The 18,695-nt window shown below is 65.6% G+C and carries 16 protein-coding genes; 6 read left to right on the forward strand and 10 right to left on the reverse strand.

All coding sequences use genetic code 11. The features are described from left to right. Positions 1–28: 28 nt before the first annotated feature. The 3 genes from leuS to holA all read left to right on the forward strand — a co-directional run bounded on the left by leuS (position 29) and on the right by holA (position 4,423). Positions 29–2,644 (forward strand): leucine--tRNA ligase, encoded by a 2,616-nt coding sequence (leuS, locus tag AC1DYS_RS05715; RefSeq protein ID WP_477896896.1) that lies wholly within the window; start codon positions 29–31, stop codon positions 2,642–2,644. A 277-nt stretch (positions 2,645–2,921) separates the two neighbouring features. Next, complete coding sequence (locus AC1DYS_RS05720) at positions 2,922–3,332, forward strand: LPS-assembly lipoprotein LptE (RefSeq protein ID WP_477896898.1); 411 nt, start codon at positions 2,922–2,924, stop codon at positions 3,330–3,332. Between the two features lie 8 nt (positions 3,333–3,340). Beyond that, positions 3,341–4,423, forward strand: coding sequence for a DNA polymerase III subunit delta (holA, locus tag AC1DYS_RS05725; protein ID WP_477896900.1), 1,083 nt, complete (start codon positions 3,341–3,343; stop codon positions 4,421–4,423). 184 nt (positions 4,424–4,607) lie between these two features. On the opposite strand, the gene AC1DYS_RS05730 is transcribed toward holA, so the two are convergent. The 6 genes from AC1DYS_RS05730 to AC1DYS_RS05755 form a co-directional block, all read right to left on the reverse strand. After that, a complete protein-coding gene (locus tag AC1DYS_RS05730; RefSeq protein WP_477896902.1) occupies positions 4,608–5,543 on the reverse strand; it encodes a 2-hydroxyacid dehydrogenase in 936 nt (311 codons plus the stop codon). Then, complete coding sequence (locus tag AC1DYS_RS05735; protein ID WP_477896904.1) at positions 5,540–6,037, reverse strand: CinA family protein; 498 nt, start codon at positions 6,035–6,037, stop codon at positions 5,540–5,542. The genes AC1DYS_RS05730 and AC1DYS_RS05735 overlap by 4 nt, the downstream gene beginning before the upstream one ends. Continuing rightward, positions 6,034–6,582, reverse strand: coding sequence for a phosphatidylglycerophosphatase A family protein (locus AC1DYS_RS05740; protein ID WP_477896906.1), 549 nt, complete (start codon positions 6,580–6,582; stop codon positions 6,034–6,036). Before AC1DYS_RS05740 ends, AC1DYS_RS05735 begins: the two co-directional genes overlap by 4 nt. Continuing rightward, positions 6,579–7,535 (reverse strand): thiamine-phosphate kinase, encoded by a 957-nt coding sequence (gene thiL, locus AC1DYS_RS05745; RefSeq protein WP_477897288.1) that lies wholly within the window; start codon positions 7,533–7,535, stop codon positions 6,579–6,581. The genes AC1DYS_RS05740 and thiL overlap by 4 nt, the downstream gene beginning before the upstream one ends. Before the next feature lie 127 nt (positions 7,536–7,662). After that, on the reverse strand, positions 7,663–8,337 hold the full coding sequence (locus AC1DYS_RS05750) for a response regulator transcription factor (protein ID WP_477896908.1): 675 nt from the start codon (positions 8,335–8,337) through the stop codon (positions 7,663–7,665). A 23-nt stretch (positions 8,338–8,360) separates the two neighbouring features. Further along, a complete protein-coding gene (locus AC1DYS_RS05755; RefSeq protein WP_477896910.1) occupies positions 8,361–10,439 on the reverse strand; it encodes a two-component system sensor histidine kinase NtrB in 2,079 nt (692 codons plus the stop codon). A 141-nt stretch (positions 10,440–10,580) separates the two neighbouring features. Here AC1DYS_RS05755 and AC1DYS_RS05760 point away from each other — a divergent pair, with 141 nt between their 5' ends. Continuing rightward, the gene (locus AC1DYS_RS05760) at positions 10,581–12,875 is read left to right on the forward strand and encodes an NADP-dependent malic enzyme (RefSeq protein ID WP_477896912.1); all 2,295 of its coding nucleotides are present in this window, start codon (positions 10,581–10,583) and stop codon (positions 12,873–12,875) included. A gap of 85 nt (positions 12,876–12,960) precedes the next feature. On the opposite strand, the gene AC1DYS_RS05765 is transcribed toward AC1DYS_RS05760, so the two are convergent. Further along, entirely contained in the window at positions 12,961–13,158 is a 198-nt protein-coding gene (locus AC1DYS_RS05765) for a hypothetical protein (RefSeq protein ID WP_477896914.1), read from the reverse strand. A gap of 29 nt (positions 13,159–13,187) precedes the next feature. Between AC1DYS_RS05765 and AC1DYS_RS05770 the strand changes: the two genes are divergently transcribed. Both AC1DYS_RS05770 and AC1DYS_RS05775 read left to right on the forward strand, forming a co-directional pair. Beyond that, positions 13,188–13,541: a guanyl-specific ribonuclease gene (locus tag AC1DYS_RS05770; protein WP_477896916.1), complete on the forward strand. Its 354-nt coding sequence runs from the start codon at positions 13,188–13,190 to the stop codon at positions 13,539–13,541. Positions 13,542–13,583: 42 nt separating this feature from the next. Further along, entirely contained in the window at positions 13,584–13,979 is a 396-nt protein-coding gene (locus AC1DYS_RS05775) for a barstar family protein (RefSeq protein ID WP_047487417.1), read from the forward strand. A 229-nt stretch (positions 13,980–14,208) separates the two neighbouring features. On the opposite strand, the gene rsmA is transcribed toward AC1DYS_RS05775, so the two are convergent. Genes rsmA through AC1DYS_RS05790 form a run of 3 tightly spaced genes read right to left on the reverse strand, consistent with a single transcriptional unit; the run spans position 14,209 to position 18,657 of the window. Next, positions 14,209–14,967: a 16S rRNA (adenine(1518)-N(6)/adenine(1519)-N(6))-dimethyltransferase RsmA gene (rsmA, locus tag AC1DYS_RS05780; RefSeq protein ID WP_477896918.1), complete on the reverse strand. Its 759-nt coding sequence runs from the start codon at positions 14,965–14,967 to the stop codon at positions 14,209–14,211. A gap of 3 nt (positions 14,968–14,970) precedes the next feature. Next, positions 14,971–16,293, reverse strand: a complete 1,323-nt coding sequence (locus tag AC1DYS_RS05785; RefSeq protein ID WP_477896920.1) for a peptidylprolyl isomerase — start codon at positions 16,291–16,293, stop codon at positions 14,971–14,973. 30 nt (positions 16,294–16,323) lie between these two features. Next, positions 16,324–18,657 carry an LPS-assembly protein LptD gene (locus AC1DYS_RS05790; protein WP_477896922.1) on the reverse strand — a complete coding sequence of 778 codons (2,334 nt, stop codon included), beginning with the start codon at positions 18,655–18,657 and terminating at the stop codon, positions 16,324–16,326. Between the last annotated feature and the right edge of the window lie 38 nt (positions 18,658–18,695).

The raw sequence follows: 18,695 nt of genomic DNA on the forward strand, positions 1-18,695 counted from the left end.
AGAGGCTGCCGACTGCACGGCTCGACCCATGAACCCCGATTTCAAGCCCACCGACATCGAGCGCGCAGCCCAGGCCGCGTGGACTGCTGCCGACGCCTACCGCGTCACTGAAGACGCGAGCAAGGAAAAGTTCTACGCCTGCTCGATGCTGCCGTACCCCAGCGGCAAGCTGCACATGGGCCATGTGCGCAACTACACCATCAACGACATGCTCACGCGCCAGCTGCGCATGAAGGGCATGAACGTGCTGATGCCGATGGGCTGGGACGCCTTTGGCCTGCCGGCCGAGAACGCCGCCATCAAGAACAAGGTGCCGCCAGCGAAGTGGACCTACGACAACATCGCCTACATGAAGCAGCAGATGCAGGCGATGGGGCTGGCCATCGACTGGAGCCGCGAGATCACGACCTGCTCGCCCGACTACTACCGCTGGAACCAGTGGTTCTTCCTGAAGATGCTGAAGGCCGGCATCGCCGAGCGCCGCACGCAGGTCGTCAACTGGGACCCGGTCGACCAGACCGTGCTGGCCAACGAGCAGGTGATCGACGGCCGCGGCTGGCGCTCGGGTGCACCGGTCGAGAAGCGCGAGATTCCGGGCTACTACCTCAACATCACCAAGTACGCCGACGAACTGCTTGAGCACGTGAGCACCAAGCTGCCCGGCTGGCCCGAGCGCGTGAAGCTGATGCAGGAGAACTGGATCGGCAAGAGCGAAGGCGTGCGCTTTGCCTTCCCGCACAACATTGCAGGCGCTGACGGCAAGCTCATCGGCGACGGCAAGCTCTACGTGTTCACCACCCGTGCCGACACCATCATGGGCGTGACCTTCTGCGCCGTGGCGCCGGAGCACCCGGTGGCCCAGCACGCCGCTGCTTCCAATCCGACCGTGGCCGCCTTCATCGAAGAGGCCAAGACCGGCGGCACGACCGAGGCCGAGCTCGCCACGCAAGAGAAGAAGGGCGTGCCGACCGGCCTCACGGTGATGCACCCGATCACCGGCGAGCCGGTGCCGGTGTGGGTTGGCAACTACGTGCTGATGAGCTACGGCGACGGTGCCGTGATGGGTGTGCCCGCGCACGACGAGCGCGATTTCGCGTTCGCCAAGAAGTACGGCATCGACATCCTGGAAGTGGTGCACGTCGACGGCGAGCACTACAGCTACGACCACTGGCAGGATTGGTACGCTGACAAGCAGCGCGGCGTGATCGTCAACTCCGACAACTTCAGTGGCCTCAACCACAAGGATGCGGTCGACGCGGTGGCCGCGGCGCTGGCCCACAAGGGCCTGGGCGAGAAGAAGGTCACCTGGCGCCTGCGCGACTGGGGCGTGAGCCGCCAGCGCTACTGGGGCACGCCGATCCCCATCATCCACTGCGACGAGCATGGGGCCGTGCCGGTGCCCGAGAAGGATCTGCCGGTCGTGCTGCCCGAAGATGTGGTGCCCGACGGCAGCGGCAACCCGCTCAACAAGCACGCGCAGTTCCTGAACGTGAACTGCCCGGTGTGCGGCAAGCCGGCACGCCGCGAAACCGACACGATGGACACCTTCGTCGACAGCGCCTGGTACTTCATGCGCTACTGCGATGCACGCAACGACAAGGCGATGGTCGGCGCCGGCACCCAGTACTGGATGCCGATGGACCAGTACATCGGCGGCATCGAGCACGCGATCCTGCACCTGCTGTACGCGCGCTTCTGGACCAAGGTGATGCGCGACCTGCACCTGGTGAAGATCGACGAGCCGTTCACCAAGCTGCTGACGCAGGGCATGGTGCTCAACGAAGCGTTCTCGCGCACCGACAGCGGCAAGGACTATTTCTGGGCCAGCGATCTCGACATCGTGCGCGACGAACACGCGCACGTGCTCTCGGCCACGGCCAAGGCCGACGGCAATCCGGTGCATTACGAGGGCTGGACGACGATGTCCAAGTCCAAGAACAACGGCGTCGACCCGCAAGACCTGATCGAGCGCTACGGTGCCGACACGGCGCGCCTGTTCGTCATGTTTGCCTCGCCGCCCGAGCAGACGCTGGAGTGGAACGACGCTGGTGTCGAAGGGGCGCACCGCTTCCTGCGCCGGGTGTGGAACTACGGCGTGAAGAACGCCGAAGCGCTGCGTGCGCGCGGCGACACCAGCGGTGCCGATGGCGCGGAGGCCAAGGCCTTGCGCCGCGAGGTGCACACCGTGCTGAAGCAGATCAGCTACGACTACGAGCGCATGCAGTACAACACCGTCGTCTCCGGGGCGATGAAGCTGTTAAACGCGCTCGAGGCCTTCAAGGTCGGTGCGCCGGGTGTCATTCGCGAGGCTTTCGGCATCTTGCTGCGCGCCCTCTACCCGGCGTGTCCGCACATCACCTGGCAACTCTGGCAAGACCTGGGCTATGCAACGCCGATGGGCGACCTGCTCGACGCCCCGTGGCCGGAGGTCGACGAAGCGGCCCTGGTGCAGGATGAGATCGAGCTGATGCTGCAGGTCAACGGCAAGTTGCGCGGCGCGATCAAGGTGCCGGCCGCGTCGGACAAGGCGGCGATCGAGGCGACGGCGCTGGCGAACCCGGACTTCATCAAGTTCGCCGAAGGCAAGCCGCCGAAGAAGATCATCATCGTCGCCGGCCGCCTGGTGAACGTGGTGGTGGGTTGATGAGGCCCCCCCAGTCGCTGCGTTCCGCCTTGCAGGCCGCGCTGGGCCAGATGGCCCAGCTCCTCGCCAGGCACAAACAGTCCGCTGGACTGTTTGTGTCCGGGCTCGGCTCCCAAGGGGCGCCACCCATCGGCCCCGGGAACCCGTGCTTCGGGCGTTGCTTGATGGGGCGCTTGCTGCGCTCGCTTGTCGCAGCATGATCCGGCGTCGTCTGCTGATCTCTTGTGGAATTGGTTTGATCGCTGGCTGCGGCTTTGAGCTGCGGCGCGCGCCTGAGTTGAAGTTCAAGACTTTGCAACTTGCTGGGTTCAAGGCGCACTCGCCGCTTGCTGACGAACTTCGCCGGAGCATTGCGAGCAGCACGACCACGCGTGTGGTCGAGGCAGCTTCGCAGGCGGAGGTGGTGCTGCAAGCGCTGACCGATTCGCGTGACAAGGGCGTGGTGACTTCCACCACGGCCGGGCAGGTGCGTGAGGTGCAACTTCGATCCAAGCTGAACTTTCGGGTGCACACGCCGGCGGGCAAGGAGCTGATTGCGGCGACGGAGATTTCGACCAGTCGCGACATGACCTACAACGAGCGTGACGCGCTCGCCAAAGAGCAGGAAGAAGAGCTGCTCTACCGCGCCATGCAGAGCGACATCGCGTCCCAGGTGCTGCGCCGGCTGGCCGCCGTCCAGACGCTGTAGGAGGCTCCATGCTGTTGCGTGCCGACCAACTCAACGCCCACCTTGCCAAGGGGCTGCGTCCGCTCTACATCGTCTTCGGCGATGAGCCCCTGCTGGCGCAGGAAACGACCGATGCCATCCGCGCCGCGGCCCGCGCTGCCGGCTACACCGAGCGGCAGGTGCACACCGTCTCGGGAGCCCATTTCGACTGGAGCGGGCTGCTTGGTGCGTCGCAGGCGATGAGCCTGTTCGCCGACAAGCAGCTGATCGAGATCCGCATTCCGTCGGGCAAGCCGGGCAAGGATGGCTCCGAGGCCTTGCAGCGTTATTGCGAGACGCTCTCGGACGACGTGCTCACGATCATCCAGCTGCCCAAGCTCGATCGCACTCAGCAAAGCAGTGCGTGGTTCACCGCACTCGACGGCTCGGGCGCCACGATCCGTGTCGACGCCATCGAACGCAGGGCCTTGCCGCCGTGGATCGCGCAACGCTTGGCCGCGCAGGGTCAGCGGGTTCAAGGCGGTGAAGCCGGGCAGCACACCCTGGCCTTTTTTGCCGATCGTGTGGAAGGCAACCTGCTCGCCGCGCACCAGGAGATCCAGAAGCTCGGGCTGCTGTACCCACCGGGTGAGCTGAGCTTCGAGCAGATCGAAGCGGCTGTGCTCAACGTGGCGCGCTACGACGTGTTCAAGCTCGGCGAGGCGGTGCTCGCCGGCCAGGCGGCGCGTGCGCTGCGCATGCTCGATGGCTTGCAGGCCGAAGGCGAAGCGGCCGTGCTGGTCCACTGGACGCTGGCCAACGACATCCTCTCGCTGAAGCGCGTGAAAGACGCCATCAACCACGGCAAGCCCTTGCCGATGGCCTTGCGCGAAGCGCGTGTGTGGGGCGCCAAGGAGCGCTTGTTCGAGCGCGCCGTGCCGCTGCTCACCGACAACGCCATCGCACAACTCGTCGAGGCCGCGCAGGTCTGCGATGGCTTGGCCAAGGGCCTCAAGCACCCTGACTGGCCGTTCGATGCCTGGGAGGGGCTGAAGCGGCTGGTGCTGATGCTGGTGCAGTGGACGGCGAGCGGCTCGCCGCGCAAGACCGTGCGGCTGGCGCTGACGGCCTGACCGTCGCCTCAGAGCCTGAGAGTTTTTCGGGCGTGCCCGAGCGGCGCGTCAAAGGGCACCGGATCTAGGCGCAAAGCACAGCCATAGCTCGGGCTATGGCGAGCATTTGCAACGACGAGCCGGTGTCTTTTGGCGTGATGGGCGGACATGATCGAAAGGCTCCCAGGCTCTCAGAGCGCTCTGCTCAGTAGCCGCGCGCGCGGTTCACCAGGTTCACGACCGAGCGGCCTTCGCGCCAGGCCTTCAGATTGGCCACGGCCACAGCGGTGGCGCTGCGCAGGTCGGTCTGCGCGGCAGCATGAGGCAACACGGTGACCTGAGGATGCGACCACAGCGCGTCGCCCGCGGGCAGCGGCTCGCTGCGAAACACGTCGAGCACTGCATGCCGGAGGTGACCGCTGTTCAGCGCGGCCAGCAGGTCGGGCTCCACCACGTGCTGACCCCGGGCGAGGTTCACGAAGCTCGCGCCCTTCTTCATGCGCGCGAAGGTCTCGGCGTTGAAGAGGCTGTGTGTGCGCGCGGTGAGCGGCAGCAGGTTGATCACGATGTCGGCCTGCTTCAACACGGTTGGCAAGGCGGCGTCGCGGGCGAAGCACTCGACGCCGGGCAGCGCAGCGTCGCGTCGACTCCAGCCACTCACGGGGTAGCCGTTGGCCGCCAGCCGCAGCGCCACGGTGCGCCCCATTTCGCCGAGGCCCAGCACGGCCACGTGCACTTCGTCGGCCCGCTTCTGAGCCAGCAAGCGCCATTCGCCCGCACGCTGCTGCGCGGCGTAGGCGAAGTAATCGCGGTGCAGGCTGAGCACGGCCCACAGCGCCGTCTCAGCCATCGCGGTGTTCATGGCAGGGTCAACCATGCGGGCGAGAAGCACCTCGCTGGGAATGGTGTCGTCGCGCAGCAGCTTGTCGACGCCGGCCCACATCGACTGGATGAACTTCAGGCGCGGCAGCCCTTGCAGCGAGCCCGGGGCCGGGTTGGCGACGAGCGCCATTTCGACGCTTCCGTCGTGCTCGGGCGAACGCTCCGTCAACACCGTTTCGCCAGGCAAGGCCTCGCGCAGCTGCTCGGCCCAGGCCTGCAAAGCCTCGGGCCCAAAGTCCGTGGCGAGCAGCAGGCTCATGACATGAGCGACGCGGCAAGCGCTTGCAACGCGCGGTCCACCGTCTGCTCACGCACGTCACTGCGGTTGCCGTTCAGCCGCAGCAGCGTGGCCTGCGCCGCCTCGCCTCGCCGCGCCAGGGCCAGCCACACGGTCCCCACGGGCTTGCCGGGCGTGCCACCGCCCGGGCCTGCAATGCCGGTGACTGCCACCGACAGCTCTGCCTGCGAATGGATCAGCGCGCCTTCGGCCATGGCACGGGCCACTTCGGCGCTGACGGCACCATGTCGGTCGATCAGCGCGTCGGGCACGCCCAGCAACTCCGTCTTGGCTTCGTTGGAATAGGTGACGAAACCGCGTTCGAACCAGTCGCTCGAGCCGGCAATCGAGGTGCAGGCCGCGGCGATGAGCCCGCCGGTGCACGACTCGGCGGTGGCCAGGTGCAGGCCCCGCTCGCGCAACATCTGCGCGAGCGTCTCGATCTGGCGGTCCCAGCGGGCAAGGGCGTGTGTCATACCCACTGCCACAGTGCGAGGACGATCAGCGCGCACAAGGCGGCGACGAAATCGTCGAACAGGATGCCGAAGCCCTGCGCCCAACCCACCGGCTGGCCTCGCTTGCCCTTGAACAAGCCATCGGCCCAGGCCACCGGCCCCGGCTTGACCGCGTCGAAGAAGCGGAACAGCGCGAACGCCGCCACCTGGCCCCACAGGCCTGCCGGCATCATGAGCCACAGCACGGCCCAGAAGGCGACCACCTCGTCCCACACGATGGCGCTCGGGTCGGCCACGTTGAGGTTGCGAGCCGTCACCGTGCAGGCCCACCAGCCCACCAGGGTGCCCACGACCAGCACGATGGCCCATTGCACGTCGCTCAACCACGTCTGCATCACGAGAAACGCCAGCCATGCCCACAGCGTGCCCACCGTGCCCGGGGCTATCGGCGACAGCCCGCTGCCGAAGCCAAGCGCGATCACGTGGGCCGGGTGGCGGAACATGAAGCGCGCGCTGGGCTTGAGCGGCACCACGCGCAGCGGTGGATTCAGCGGGGCGTCGGTCATGTCGTCTTGAAGTGGTCAAAGGAGCCGAAGGTGTGCGCCACGCTGCGGCCTTGCGCATCGACAAGCGTGAGTGCACGTGATCGGTCGATGCGGCCGATGCGCGTCACCGGCACGCCTGCCTCGCGCGCCGCAGCCTGCACGTCGGCAGCGTGCGACGGGGGCGCTGTGAACAGCAGCTCGTAGTCGTCGCCGCCCGCCAATGTGCATTCGCGTTGCAGCGCGAGCGGCTGCGATGAAAGTACGCTGCTGCGCGGCACGGCGTCGACCTCGATCGTGGCGCCCACGGACGAGCGGTTGAGGATGTGCGCCAGATCACCCAGCAGGCCATCCGACACGTCGATCGCACTCGTTGCCACGCTACGCAGCGCAACGCCCAACGCCACCCGCGGCTGCGGCTGCTCCATCGCGAGGCGCACCTGTTCGAAGGCGTCGCCGGCGAGCGTGATGTTGCCGCGGAAGCACTCGAGTGCAAGCCGTGCGTCACCCACGCTGCCGCTCACGTACAAGTCGTCGCCCACGCGGGCGCCGGAGCGCAGCAGCGCTTGGCCGGGCGGCACTTCGCCGAACACGGTGATGCAGATGTTGAGCGGGCCTTGCGTGGTGTCGCCGCCGATCAACTCGCAGCCATGCTCATCGGCCAATGCAAACAGCCCCCTCGCAAAGCCGGCGAGAAAAGCCTCGTCGACGCGCGGCAGCGCCAACGCCAGGCTGAACGCCAGGGGCTGCGCGCCGGCGGCTGCGAGGTCGCTGAGGTTCACGGCCAGCGCCTTGTGGCCCAGGCGATGCGGCAACACGGTCGACAGGAAGTGCCGCCCATCGACCAGCATGTCGCTGCTGATGGCGAGCTGCATGCCCGCCGTCGGTTGCAGCAGCGCGCAGTCGTCGCCGATGCCCAGCGCCGCGCGCTTCACCGGGCGGGTGAAGTATTTGGCGATGAGGTCGAATTCGCCCAAGGCAGTCGGGTGGTCAGTCATGTCACTTGCCGACGTGGGTGAGCGGTGCTGCGTGAGCGCATCGGTGACGACGGGGCTGGGTAGTACGGTGCGAAACATTATCCGCGGCACATCGCCACGTGAGGCATCAGATGCCGCGCAGCAGGTTCGCCAGCTCGACCGCCGACTTCACGTCCATCTTCTCGAACACGCGCGCGCGGTGCACTTCCACCGTGCGCACGCTGATGTTGAGCTGGTCGGCGATGAGCTTGTTGGCCAGGCCGTCGATCACGCACTGCATCACGTCGCGTTCGCGCTCGGTCAGCTCGGCCAGGCGGCGGCGTACGCTGAGTTGTTCGCGTTGGCGCAGCAGGGCCTGGGCGCTGACCTCGAGCGCCTGCTCGACGCGGTCGACCAAGGCGTTGTCGGAGAAGGGCTTCTCGACGAAATCGAAGGCGCCGCGCTTGACGGCCGCCACGGCGGTGGGCACGTCGCCGTGGCCAGTGAGAAAGATCACCGGCATGTACTGGAGCAGATCGCGCTCGATCAGCCGCTCGAACAGCACCAGACCACTGGTGCCCGGCATGCGCACATCGAGCAGCAGGCAACTGGGGGCTGCCGGCCAGCTGGTGGTGAGCGTGCTGCGCGGGGCGGTGCCCAGGCGCGAGTCGAGCAGGGCTTCGAAGGCTTCGGCGCTGGCAAAGCCTTCGGACAGCAGGCGGCGCGACCGCAGCAGCCAGGCCAGCGCGTCCCGGACCACGTCTTCGTCGTCGACGAGGTAGACCATTGGCAGGCCGAGTTGCAGCGTGGTGTTCGGGTTCATGGCGCCATTCTGGTCGTTTGAGGTCAAGGCATCGCGACGGGTGTATCTTTGGAGGCGGCGCTGCCTGGATGCGACGCGGGAGCCGCTGGCAACGTGAAGTGAAACTCGGCGCCGCCCGAGGGGGCAGTGCCGCTGGCGGGCAGGTTCTGGAAGTCGAGCACACCGCCATGCTGCTCGATGACGGTGCGGCACAGGCTCAGGCCCAGCCCCATGCCTTCGCTGCGGGTGGTGAAGAAGGGCGTGAACAGGCGCTGCGCCACCTCGGGTGCGACGCCGAGTCCGTGGTCGATCACGCTGAAGCTCACCCAGCGCTCGTGCGTTTGCCGCACCCGGATGACCAGCTCGCGTTTGTGCAGTGGCGTTGTGGTCTCCATCGCCTGGATGCCGTTGCGGGTGAGGTTGAGCAGCACCTGTTCGAGCATCGTGCGGTCGCACACCACGCGTGGCAGCGGGGTCGGCAGGTCGAGCTCGATGCGCGTGCCGCTCTTGCGTGCCTGCAGGCGCGCCAGTGGAAGCACCGAGTCGATCAACTCGTCGACGCGGATGGCTTCTCGCGCCTGCTCGCGGCGCCGCACGAAGTCGTGCACGCTCTTGATCACGCGGCCTGCACGCTCGGCCTGTTCGGCGATGCGCTGGGCGGCCTGGCGCAGCAAGGTCTGTGTCTCTGGCGAGTTGGCATCGTGCTCGTCGTTCATCAGGTTGATCGAGCCGGTGGCGTAACTCGCGATGGCGGCGAGCGGCTGGTTGAGTTCGTGGCTCAGCAGCGACGCCATCTCGCCCACCGTGGCGAGGCGGGCGGTGGCTTGCAGGCGCTCCTGCTGCTGGCGCGAAAGCTCTTCGATGCTGCGCTGCGCGCTCACATCGAGTGCGGTGCTCATCCAGCCGGTGTGTTGGCCGTGGCCGTCGACCAGTGGCGCCTCGAAGATCATCACCGCGAAACGCTCGCCGTTACGCCGCATGAAGATGGTTTCGTAGCCTTCGCTCGGTGGCGGCGAGCCCGTCATGCGCACCTGCTGGCGCTGCGTGTACTCGTGCGTGTTCTCGGGGGGCCAGTAGGGCGGCGTGGCCTGGCCAACCAGTTCAGCGGCGGAGAAGCCCACCATCTTGCAGAAGGCCGGGTTGACGTAGGTGACGCGTCCTTGCAGGTCTCGGGCGCGCAAGCCGGTGACAAGCGAGTCTTCCATGGCCTTGCGCAGAGCCAGCGCTTCGGCCAGCGCCGATTCCACGTTGGCACGACGGCGCACGTCGCGCGCCAGCAGCACCACCACGGCCCCGAGCGCGAGGGACAGGCTCAGGACCAGCGCGATGGTCAGGTTGGGAATCAGCCGCGGGCTGCCCTTGCCGCTGTCCACGCGCAGTTGCAGCGTGAGGCCGGGCAAGTCGAGCACGCGATCGGCACGGTAGATGCCTCTGCCGCGCGGCAGGCCGGCGCGCGCCAGTCGGGTGCCATCGCCTTCGACGAACGAAAGCTCATGCGCACGCGTGACTTCGGGGCTCACCACTTCGGTGAGCAACTGGCCGAGCGAAAACGTGCCGACCAGGTAGCTCACGGTTTCGCCAGCGGTCTGTGCGGGCAGGCAGACGTCCACCACCTCCTGGCCCATGCCATTGGCGATGGGTACGAAGTAGCTGCGCGAGTACGACGGGCTGCCCTGGCGCTGTGCATTGGCGCAGGCGAGCTGGGCCTCGAACTCCATGCTCGAGCGCGGAATCTGCGTGAAGACCGCCGTGTGGAAGGGCGAGTTCACCGCGGACTCGACACGCATGCCGCTGTCGCGCCGCTCCACGCGCAGCAGCTCGCGTCGCGCGCGAAGCAGGTCGGCAGCGTCGGCCCGCCATTGCAGGATGGGCGGGGCGTTCCAGGTCAGCGCCTGCAGGCTTTGCAGGTCACGCCCGAGGGCCTGCTTGAGGTCGCCGACCGACGCGGCTGCGGCGGCGTCCACCTGTTCCTGCGCGCGGTTGCTCTCGTAGTCGAGCGTCAACCAGACCAGCAGCGACTGGGCCACCAGCAGCAGGCCCACCAACGCGCCCCACAACAGCGCGCGCCGCCAGCGGCGAGGCCGAGCGGGGATGGTTGGCGGAGACGAGGGAAGGGCAGACATCAGGAGGGCATTTGACGAGCGCAGTATTACGGACGCGGCTTTGAACACGATACGCAGTTACTCGCATTCCTTCAGCGCAGGCGCTCCTACAATGCCAGCCCACCGAAGCGCGTCGCGCTGCCAAAAGGACGAGACCCCGCCATGAGTTCCTCAGAAGAAAAGCGAGCCGAACTTCGCCGCGCCGCACTTGAGTACCACGAGTTCCCGACGCCAGGCAAGGTGTCCATCGCGGCGACCAAGCAGCTGGTCAATCAGCGTGACCTCGCGCTGGCGTACTCGCCCGGCGTGGCCTACGCGTGCGAAGAAATCGTGGCGGACCCGGCCAACGCGTTCAAGTACACCTCGCGCGGCAATCTGGTGGCGGTGATCACGAACGGCACGGCCGTGCTGGGCCTCGGCGACATCGGCCCGCTGGCGGCCAAGCCGGTGATGGAAGGCAAGGGCGTTTTGTTCAAGAAGTTCGCCGGCATCGATGTGTTCGACATCGAGGTGAACGAGAAGAACCTCGACAAGCTGATCGACTTGATCGCTGCGCTGGAGCCCACCTTCGGCGGCATCAACCTCGAAGACATCAAGGCACCCGACTGCTTCTATGTGGAGCGCGCGCTGCGCAGCCGCATGAACATCCCGGTGTTCCACGACGACCAGCATGGCACGGCCATCGTGGTCGGCGCCGCGGTGCTGAACGCATTGCGCATCACCGGCAAGAAGATCAGCGAAGTGAAGCTGGTGACGTCGGGCGCGGGTGCGGCTGCGCTCGCTTGCCTGAGCCTGCTGATCAAGCTCGGCGTACCGCGCGAGAACATCTGGGTCACCGACCTTGCCGGCCTGGTCTACGAAGGCCGCACTGAACTGATGGACGAAGACAAGATCGTCTTCGCGCAGAAGACGTCACAGCGAACGCTCGCCGAAGCCATCGTCGATGCGGACATCTTCCTGGGCTTGTCGGCTGGCGGTGTGCTCAAGAAAGACATGGTTGCCAAGATGAAGCCGCAGCCGGTGATCCTGGCGCTGGCCAACCCCACGCCGGAGATCCTTCCGGAAGAAGTGAAGGAAGTACGCAGCGACGCGATCATCGCGACTGGCCGTACCGACTATCCGAACCAGGTCAACAACGTCCTGTGCTTCCCTTACATCTTCCGCGGGGCACTGGACTGCGGCGCGACCACCATCAGCGCCGAGATGGAGATTGCAACTGTGCATGCCATCGCCGAGCTCGCGCAAGTCGAGCAAAGCGATGTGGTGGCCGCGGCCTATGCCGGCGCGACGCTGAGCTTCGGGCCGGAGTACCTGATTCCGAAGCCCTTCGACCCGCGGCTCATGATGAAGATCGCCCCGGCCGTGGCGAAGGCCGCCGCCGAGTCCGGCGTGGCCAGCCGGCCGGTGAAGGACCTGGACGCTTATCGCGAGAAGCTGCAGAGCTTCGTCTATGCCTCGGGCACGACGATGAAGCCCATCTTCACGCTGGCCAAGGGCGCCAAGAACAAGCGCGTGGCCTACGCCGAAGGTGAAGAAGAGCGCGTGTTGCGAGCCGTGCAGGTGATCGTGGACGAAGGTCTCGCGCGGCCCACGCTGATCGGTCGGCCGGCCATCATTGCTCAGCGCTGCGAGAAGTTCGGCCTTCGCTTGGAAGCCGGGCGCGACTATGACGTCGTCAACGTCGAGCAGGACGACCGCTACCGCGACTACTGGCAGACCTACCACCGGATGAACGCCCGAAAGGGCGTGACGCAGCAATACGCGAAGATCGAAATGCGACGCCGTCTCACGCTGATCGGCTCGATGCTGTTGCACAAGGGCGAGGTCGACGGCCTGTTGTGCGGCACGTGGGCGACGACGGCCTTGCATCTGCACTACATCGACCAGGTGATCGGCCTGCGCAAGGGCGCTAAGACCTACGCCTGCATGAATGGGCTGATCTTGCCTGGCCGTCAGGTAATGCTGGTCGACACCCACGTCAACTACGACCCCACCGCGCAGCAGCTGGCCGAGATCACGGTGATGGCGGCCGAGGAGATGAAGCGCTTCGGCCTGATGCCCAAGGCCGCCTTGTTGTCGCACAGCAGCTTCGGCTCCAGCAACCAGCCTTCAGCCATCAAGATGCGCGAGACCCTGGCCCTGCTGCAGGAGCAGGCACCCTGGCTGGAAGTGGACGGCGAGATGCACGGTGACGCCGCGCTGGACGCCCCTTACCGAAACCAGCTGATGCCCGGCAGCACGCTGACCGGCGAAGCCAATCTGCTGGTGATGCCCAACATCGACGCCGCCAACATCAGCTACAACTTGCTGAAGACGGCCGCTGGCGGCGGCATTGCCATCGGGCCGGTGCTGCTTGGCGCAGCCAAGCCAGTGCACATCCTGACCCCGTCTGCCACGGTTCGGCGAATCGTCAACATGACGGCGCTGACCGTGGCGGACGCCAACGCTTTTCGTTGAGCGACATATGCCAGCGCCGGGAGGCGCTGGCCAGATGGCCGAGGCTTGTGCACGGACAATGTGACAGCGGCTGTCATAACTCTTTTCAGTGCTCGACCGAGAGATTCGCGCCTTGCGGAATCTCCATATCCGAAGTGCCGGCGGAAATGTTTGTGCTCACTACGGAGGCGCTGGTCCTGCCCCAAATTGAGGCAACGGCTTGAGATTTTTTACCTGATTCAGTACCATCGCGGTTTCGCATTTCAGGGATATCCCGTGTTTCTCTTTGGTCGGCAGCCTGCATGGCCACCCCTTGGTAAGTTGGGGCTCGCTATGGTTCTGGCAGGTGCTGCGGTCTTCGGCAATGTTGCCGCAGCAAAGACGCCGAGTCCGCAACTAGACACCGTTGCGCTGGCCAGCCTGCCGAGTGAAGCCCAAGCCACCGACCGCCTGATCCGGGCCGGTGGGCCATTTCCTTACACGCAAGACGGTAGGAGTTTTGGCAACCGCGAGCGGCAACTCCCGGCCCAACGCCGAGGCTACTACCGCGAATACACCGTCAAGACACCTGGATCGCGCAACCGAGGGGCGCGCCGGATCGTGTGCGGAGGCTCCCAGGCCACTGCTCCCGATGCCTGTTTTTATACGGACGATCACTACACGAGCTTTCGCCGAATCGTGCAGTGATCGCCCAGCAAGTTTTCATTTGACCTAAGGAGGAACGCGACCATGCTTTTGCAGACAGTCCGTCCAAACATTGTCCAGTCGATACGCGCCTATCGCGTCGATGAACTGCACGAGGCCGCGCAGGGTGCGGGCCAGCATTTCCTCTACGCCAACCTGACTTCTGCCCAGACCAAACAGGATGTGATGGAGGCGATTGCCGAATCCTTCCTGTTCCCCGCGCACTTCGGCAAAAACCTGGACGCGTTGTACGACTGCATGACGGACCTGGTCCACAAATCGGGCGCGCAGCCTGGATTCGTGGTGGTTCTCGAGCAATTGCCCGACAACCCGCGCTTCGATCGCGAAGCACGCGAGCAGCTGCTGGATGTGTTTCGCGATGCGGCCGATTTCTGGGCCGAGCGAAAGATTCCATTCAGGTGCTTCTATTCTTTTCAGTAGCCCGCTCCCAAGAACAAGGGTCATGGGAGCGGGCTACGGAAACGGCCCCAAGCGTTGCAGACAAGCCGGCCAAGGCGGCGGCGAAGAGCGCAGCCAATACCAGCTTCGGCACCAACATGCCGCTGATGAGCAGCGCGTTCGACACTTCGATGTGGCTTAGCGCTGCTTGATGTGATCTGACGCGCGTTGGACGAAAAAGGCAGCTTAGGCTGCCTTTTTCTTTGCCCGGTCAGTTCAGCGCTCGCACCAAGGCCAGGTAGTCGCTGACCGGGACTTCTTCGGCCCGACGCTGCGTGTTGAATTCGCCGGCGAACCCGCGCTCATCCAACCAGCGGCCCAGCGTGTTCCTCAGCAACTTGCGCCTTTGCGAAAAGGCCACCGTCACCAGTTCACCGAGCAGCTTTGCGTCGACGCCCACGGCGAGGGGCAGAGGCTGCATGCGCACCACTGCGGAGTCCACTCGCGGTGGCGGATCGAAAGCCTCCGGAGGGACGTCAAGCACCGACTCGATGTCGTATCGCCACTGCAGCATCACTGACAGCCGGCCATAGTCCTTGTTGCCGGGCGACGCGGCCATGCGGTCCACCACTTCCTTCTGCAGCATGAAGTGCTGATCCACGACATGGCCGACGTGTTCGAGCAGGTGGAAGAGGATCGGCGTAGAGATGTTGTACGGCAGGTTGCCGACGACACGCAGCTTTTGATCGGCCTTTGCTGCGACGGCCGCAAAGTCGACTTTCAGCACGTCGGACTCGATGACATTCAGCTCGTTGCGTTTGCGCAGGCGAGCAGCCAAGTCGCGGTCAAGCTCGACGACGGTGAGCCGCTCGCAGCGTTCGACCAGCGGGTTCGTCATGGCGCCCAGGCCGGGCCCTATTTCCACCAGCGCCTGCCCTGGCTTCGGATCGATGACGTCGACGATGGCCTCGACCACCGCCTGGTCAGCGAGGAAATGCTGCCCGAAGCGCTTGCGGGGAATGTGCTTCACAAGCTACTGCGGAGGCTCGCGCATCTCCACATAGGCGCGGGCGCGCAGGTCACGCACCCACTCGGCGTACGCCTCATCGAACTTCTGCTCACGCAGGGCGTTGCGAGCCTGTTCGCGCTGCTGCTTCGCATCGAGCGCCACCTTGCGGCGTTCAATCACCTGGATCAGATGCACGCCAAAGCGCGACACCACCGGGTCAGACACTCCGTTGATGGGCAGCGCGTTCATGGCGGTCTCGAACTCCGGGACGAAGGTGCCGGACGACACCCAGCCCAGGTCGCCGCCTTGCGCAGCACTGCCGTCTTCGGAGTTGTCGCGAGCGATCTGGTCGAAGCCGCGGGTGCCCGCAGCGATCTGGCGCTTGAACTCCAGCAGTCGGCGGATCGCCGCTTCCTGGCTCAACTGGGGCGATACGCGCAGCAGGATGTGCCGGGCGCGCGTCTGCGCCACCGACAGCGCGCTGGCCTCGTTGCGTTCGAGCAGCTTGAGAACGTGAAAGCCTGCCCCTGTGCGCAGCAGCGCGGGCGAGACCTCGCCAGCCTTCAGCGGACGTACCGCTTCGACGAACACGTCGGGCAGGCGATCCGCCGGGCGCAGGCCGATCTCGCCGCCCTTAGCGCGGTTGCTGTCCTCGGAAATCTCGCGTGCGACGGCCGCGAAATCTTCGCCGCCGCGGATGCGGGCCAGTGCCGATTCGGCCCGCGCACGCCGCTCGGCTACGGCGCCGACGTTGGCGCCATCGGGCACCGTCACCAGCACCTGGGCGATGTTGTATTCGGTCGCGAGGCCGGCGGCGGCGCGCTGCTTCTCGAGCCAGTCGTCGATTTCGGTGTCGGTGATGCGGATGCGCGACTGCACCTCGCGTTCACGGGTGCGCTCGACCATCAACTGGTCACGGATGTTCTTGCGAAAACGCGCGTAGTCGATGCCTTCACGCTTCAGCCGTTCGCGCAGCTGTTCGGGCGTCAACTGGTTTTGCGACGCCACATTTGCCATGGCACGCTCGACCTCCGGGTCATCGACTTTCTGGCCGCTGTCGCGCGCGTTGGTGATCTGCACCCGCTCGTCGATCAGGGCATCTACCACCTGCCGGCGCAGGTCCTCCTCAGACGGAAGGCGGGCACCGCTGCGCCGGGCGTCTTCACGCACCTGGGCCAGTCTCAGCTGCACCTCACCGGCGGTCACCAGCTCCTGGTTGACGATGGCCACGATGTAGTCGGCTGTGTGTGGCGTAGACGCCCGCTGCTGTGCCAGGGCGGCCGGCACGAAGCCAGCTGCGAAGAGCGACAACAAGGCAATACGGGACCAGGAGTGAATCAGTGTCATGGGATGTTCAGGGCGCGTCGGCCATTGCCATCAGGGGGAAGTGTCGTCACGCAGCAGGCGGTAGCCGGGGATATTGTCCTTCAAGACCCTGAGCGGGTTGGTACCAAGCCGAGACAGGCCGATGAACTCGATTTCGAAGCCCAACTGCGTCGTGGCTTCCACCTGGCTGGTTGACAGGCGCTTGGCCACGACGCGGCCGATCCAGCAGCCGGCGTCGTACTCCAGGCCGAGCACCGAGTCGGTGATCCGGCTGTCGCGCAGGCTGTAGTTCACCCGGCCCACTCCGTACCAAGTCCCGGAGCAGGTGTTGCTGGACGTGCTGTTCCGCGATGCATTGCGTATCGGACCATAGAGCGGCCATTGCCAGCCGAGTTCCACCTGTTCCGTGCCGTCCAGCGCGCTGACCAATTCGCCGCTGCCGTCGGCCTTGGGCTGAAGGGTGTCGCGCTTGAACCGATAGGCGACGTTCAGTGTTCGGTACGGACCAGGCGAGTAGCGGGTGCCGACGACCGAGCGCACCGTGCGGTGGATGTCCGGGCTGTATTGCAGCCCCGCATCCAGCTTCCATTTCGACGAGAGCGTCGAAGAGCCGAGCAGCAGCAAATCGGACACATGCTGTGTGAATGGCGTGCCATCCGGGGTGATGAGCTGGTCGGAAAGCAGGAAGCGTTGTGCCACCCCCAGGCGCAGGGTCTCCGTGCCGGTATGGGCGTCCAGCAGGCGGGTGGTGACGCCTGCAGTGACCTGATGAGCGTCCGACACCCGGTCGATGCCTGAGAAGGCGTTGTCGGTGTAGATCGAGTCGAAGTTGAAGTCCTTGCCGGCCGAGTCGAAATTGGGCAGGAAGGTCTGGTCGTGGAACGGCGTCTTGACGTACAGCAGGCGCGGCTCCAGCGTCTGCCGCATGGAGCGGCCGAACCAGACGGCATCGCGTTCGAGCACCCAGGCGCTGTCGAGGCTGAAGCTCGGAATGACGCGGCCGAAATGGGTGCGGTTGGCGTACGGGCCGGAGAGCGCCGCCTGGTCGATCGAGTAGGACGCGGCATTGAGCGACACCTTGGGAATCAAGCTCCAACCCGGCGTTACATAAGGCCAGCTCAGCGAACTCAGCGCATGAACGCGAGACCCCGTGACCCGCGAGGGAGCTAGGCTACCGTCCGGGTTGCTGAAGTGGTTGAACTCGGTTTCGAGCGCGAAATCGAGGCCGCCCCAAAGCTTGTGTGATCCCCGCACGCCAATCTGGGGCAACCGGTCGTAGGGGGCGGGGTCGAGCTGGTCAGCTGGATTGGACGAACTGGCCGCTTGCAGCAACTGCCAGCGCAATACCCGCGCATAGGTGTTCCAGTCGCCGAATTCCTTGCTGGCCTGCAGGTCGGCGGCCAGCAGCCGAGGTGTGATGCCGGGATAGTCGCGGGAAAAATCTTTCCAGTAATCGTCGTCGGTCACGCGAGCGACGCTGGCCTTGTACACGCCGTCACCCAACAGCGTCCCTTCATGCGTCAGGCCAAGCGAACCACGTGTTTTGCCGGTCAATCGGTCATTAGCCAGGACGTTCAGGTTGAGGGCACCTTCGTACTGCGGTTCGAGGTAGCGAAACTCGGTCCCCAGGCCGACGCCACGCTTGGAGATGATGCTGGGCGTGATCGTGGCGTCGCGGTTGGGCGCGATGTTCCAGTAGTACGGCACCGACAGCTGCAACCCGCTTTTGCTGTCCAGCCCGGTGCTGGGCGGAAGCCAGCCCGACTTGCGCGCGTCGGTCAACGGAAAGCTCAATGTGGGCGCCGCGAGAATGGGTACGCCGTAGAAGCGCAGCACTGCCCCTTTGGCGAGGCCTTCGTTGTTGGCGAAGTCGAGCTTCACGCTGTCGGTGTAGAGCATCCAGGCGGGATTACTCGAGCCGTCGCGCGGGCAGCTGGTGTAGGTACCGCCTGTGGCGACGGTCAGGTCTTCGCCAAGAAAATCCACGCGGGTCGCCGTTCCCCCGGCCTTGGTGCGTGAGAAGAAATAGGTCGGGCTGATGAAATAGCCCTCGAAGCGGGCCACCTGCACCTGCAGTTCGGGCCCGCTGTACTTGTTGCCGTCTCGGGAGACGCTGACCTTGCCTTGCCCGCGGGCGGTGTCTGTCTGCTGGTCGTAGCTGAGTCGGTCAGCGCGAATCTCGGTCTTGTCTTGGCGCAGGTAGGCGTCGCCTTCAGCGGTGACGTCGGCATCGGGGTGCGCGCGAATCTCAGCAGCTTCCACGGTGACGGGTGGCTTGGGCGGCGTGCTCGCCGCTTGCGGCCACGCGAGCGTGCTGCCAGCCGTCAGCCAGCCGGCCGCGAGGCAGCCTGCAAAAGCGCGGCGATGTGAAGAAAGAAGGTGCAACGGAGGCGGAGAGCGAGTTCTGCGGTGGTAGAACGCCT

It is taken from the genome of Rhizobacter sp. P2_G4, from assembly GCF_056403575.1.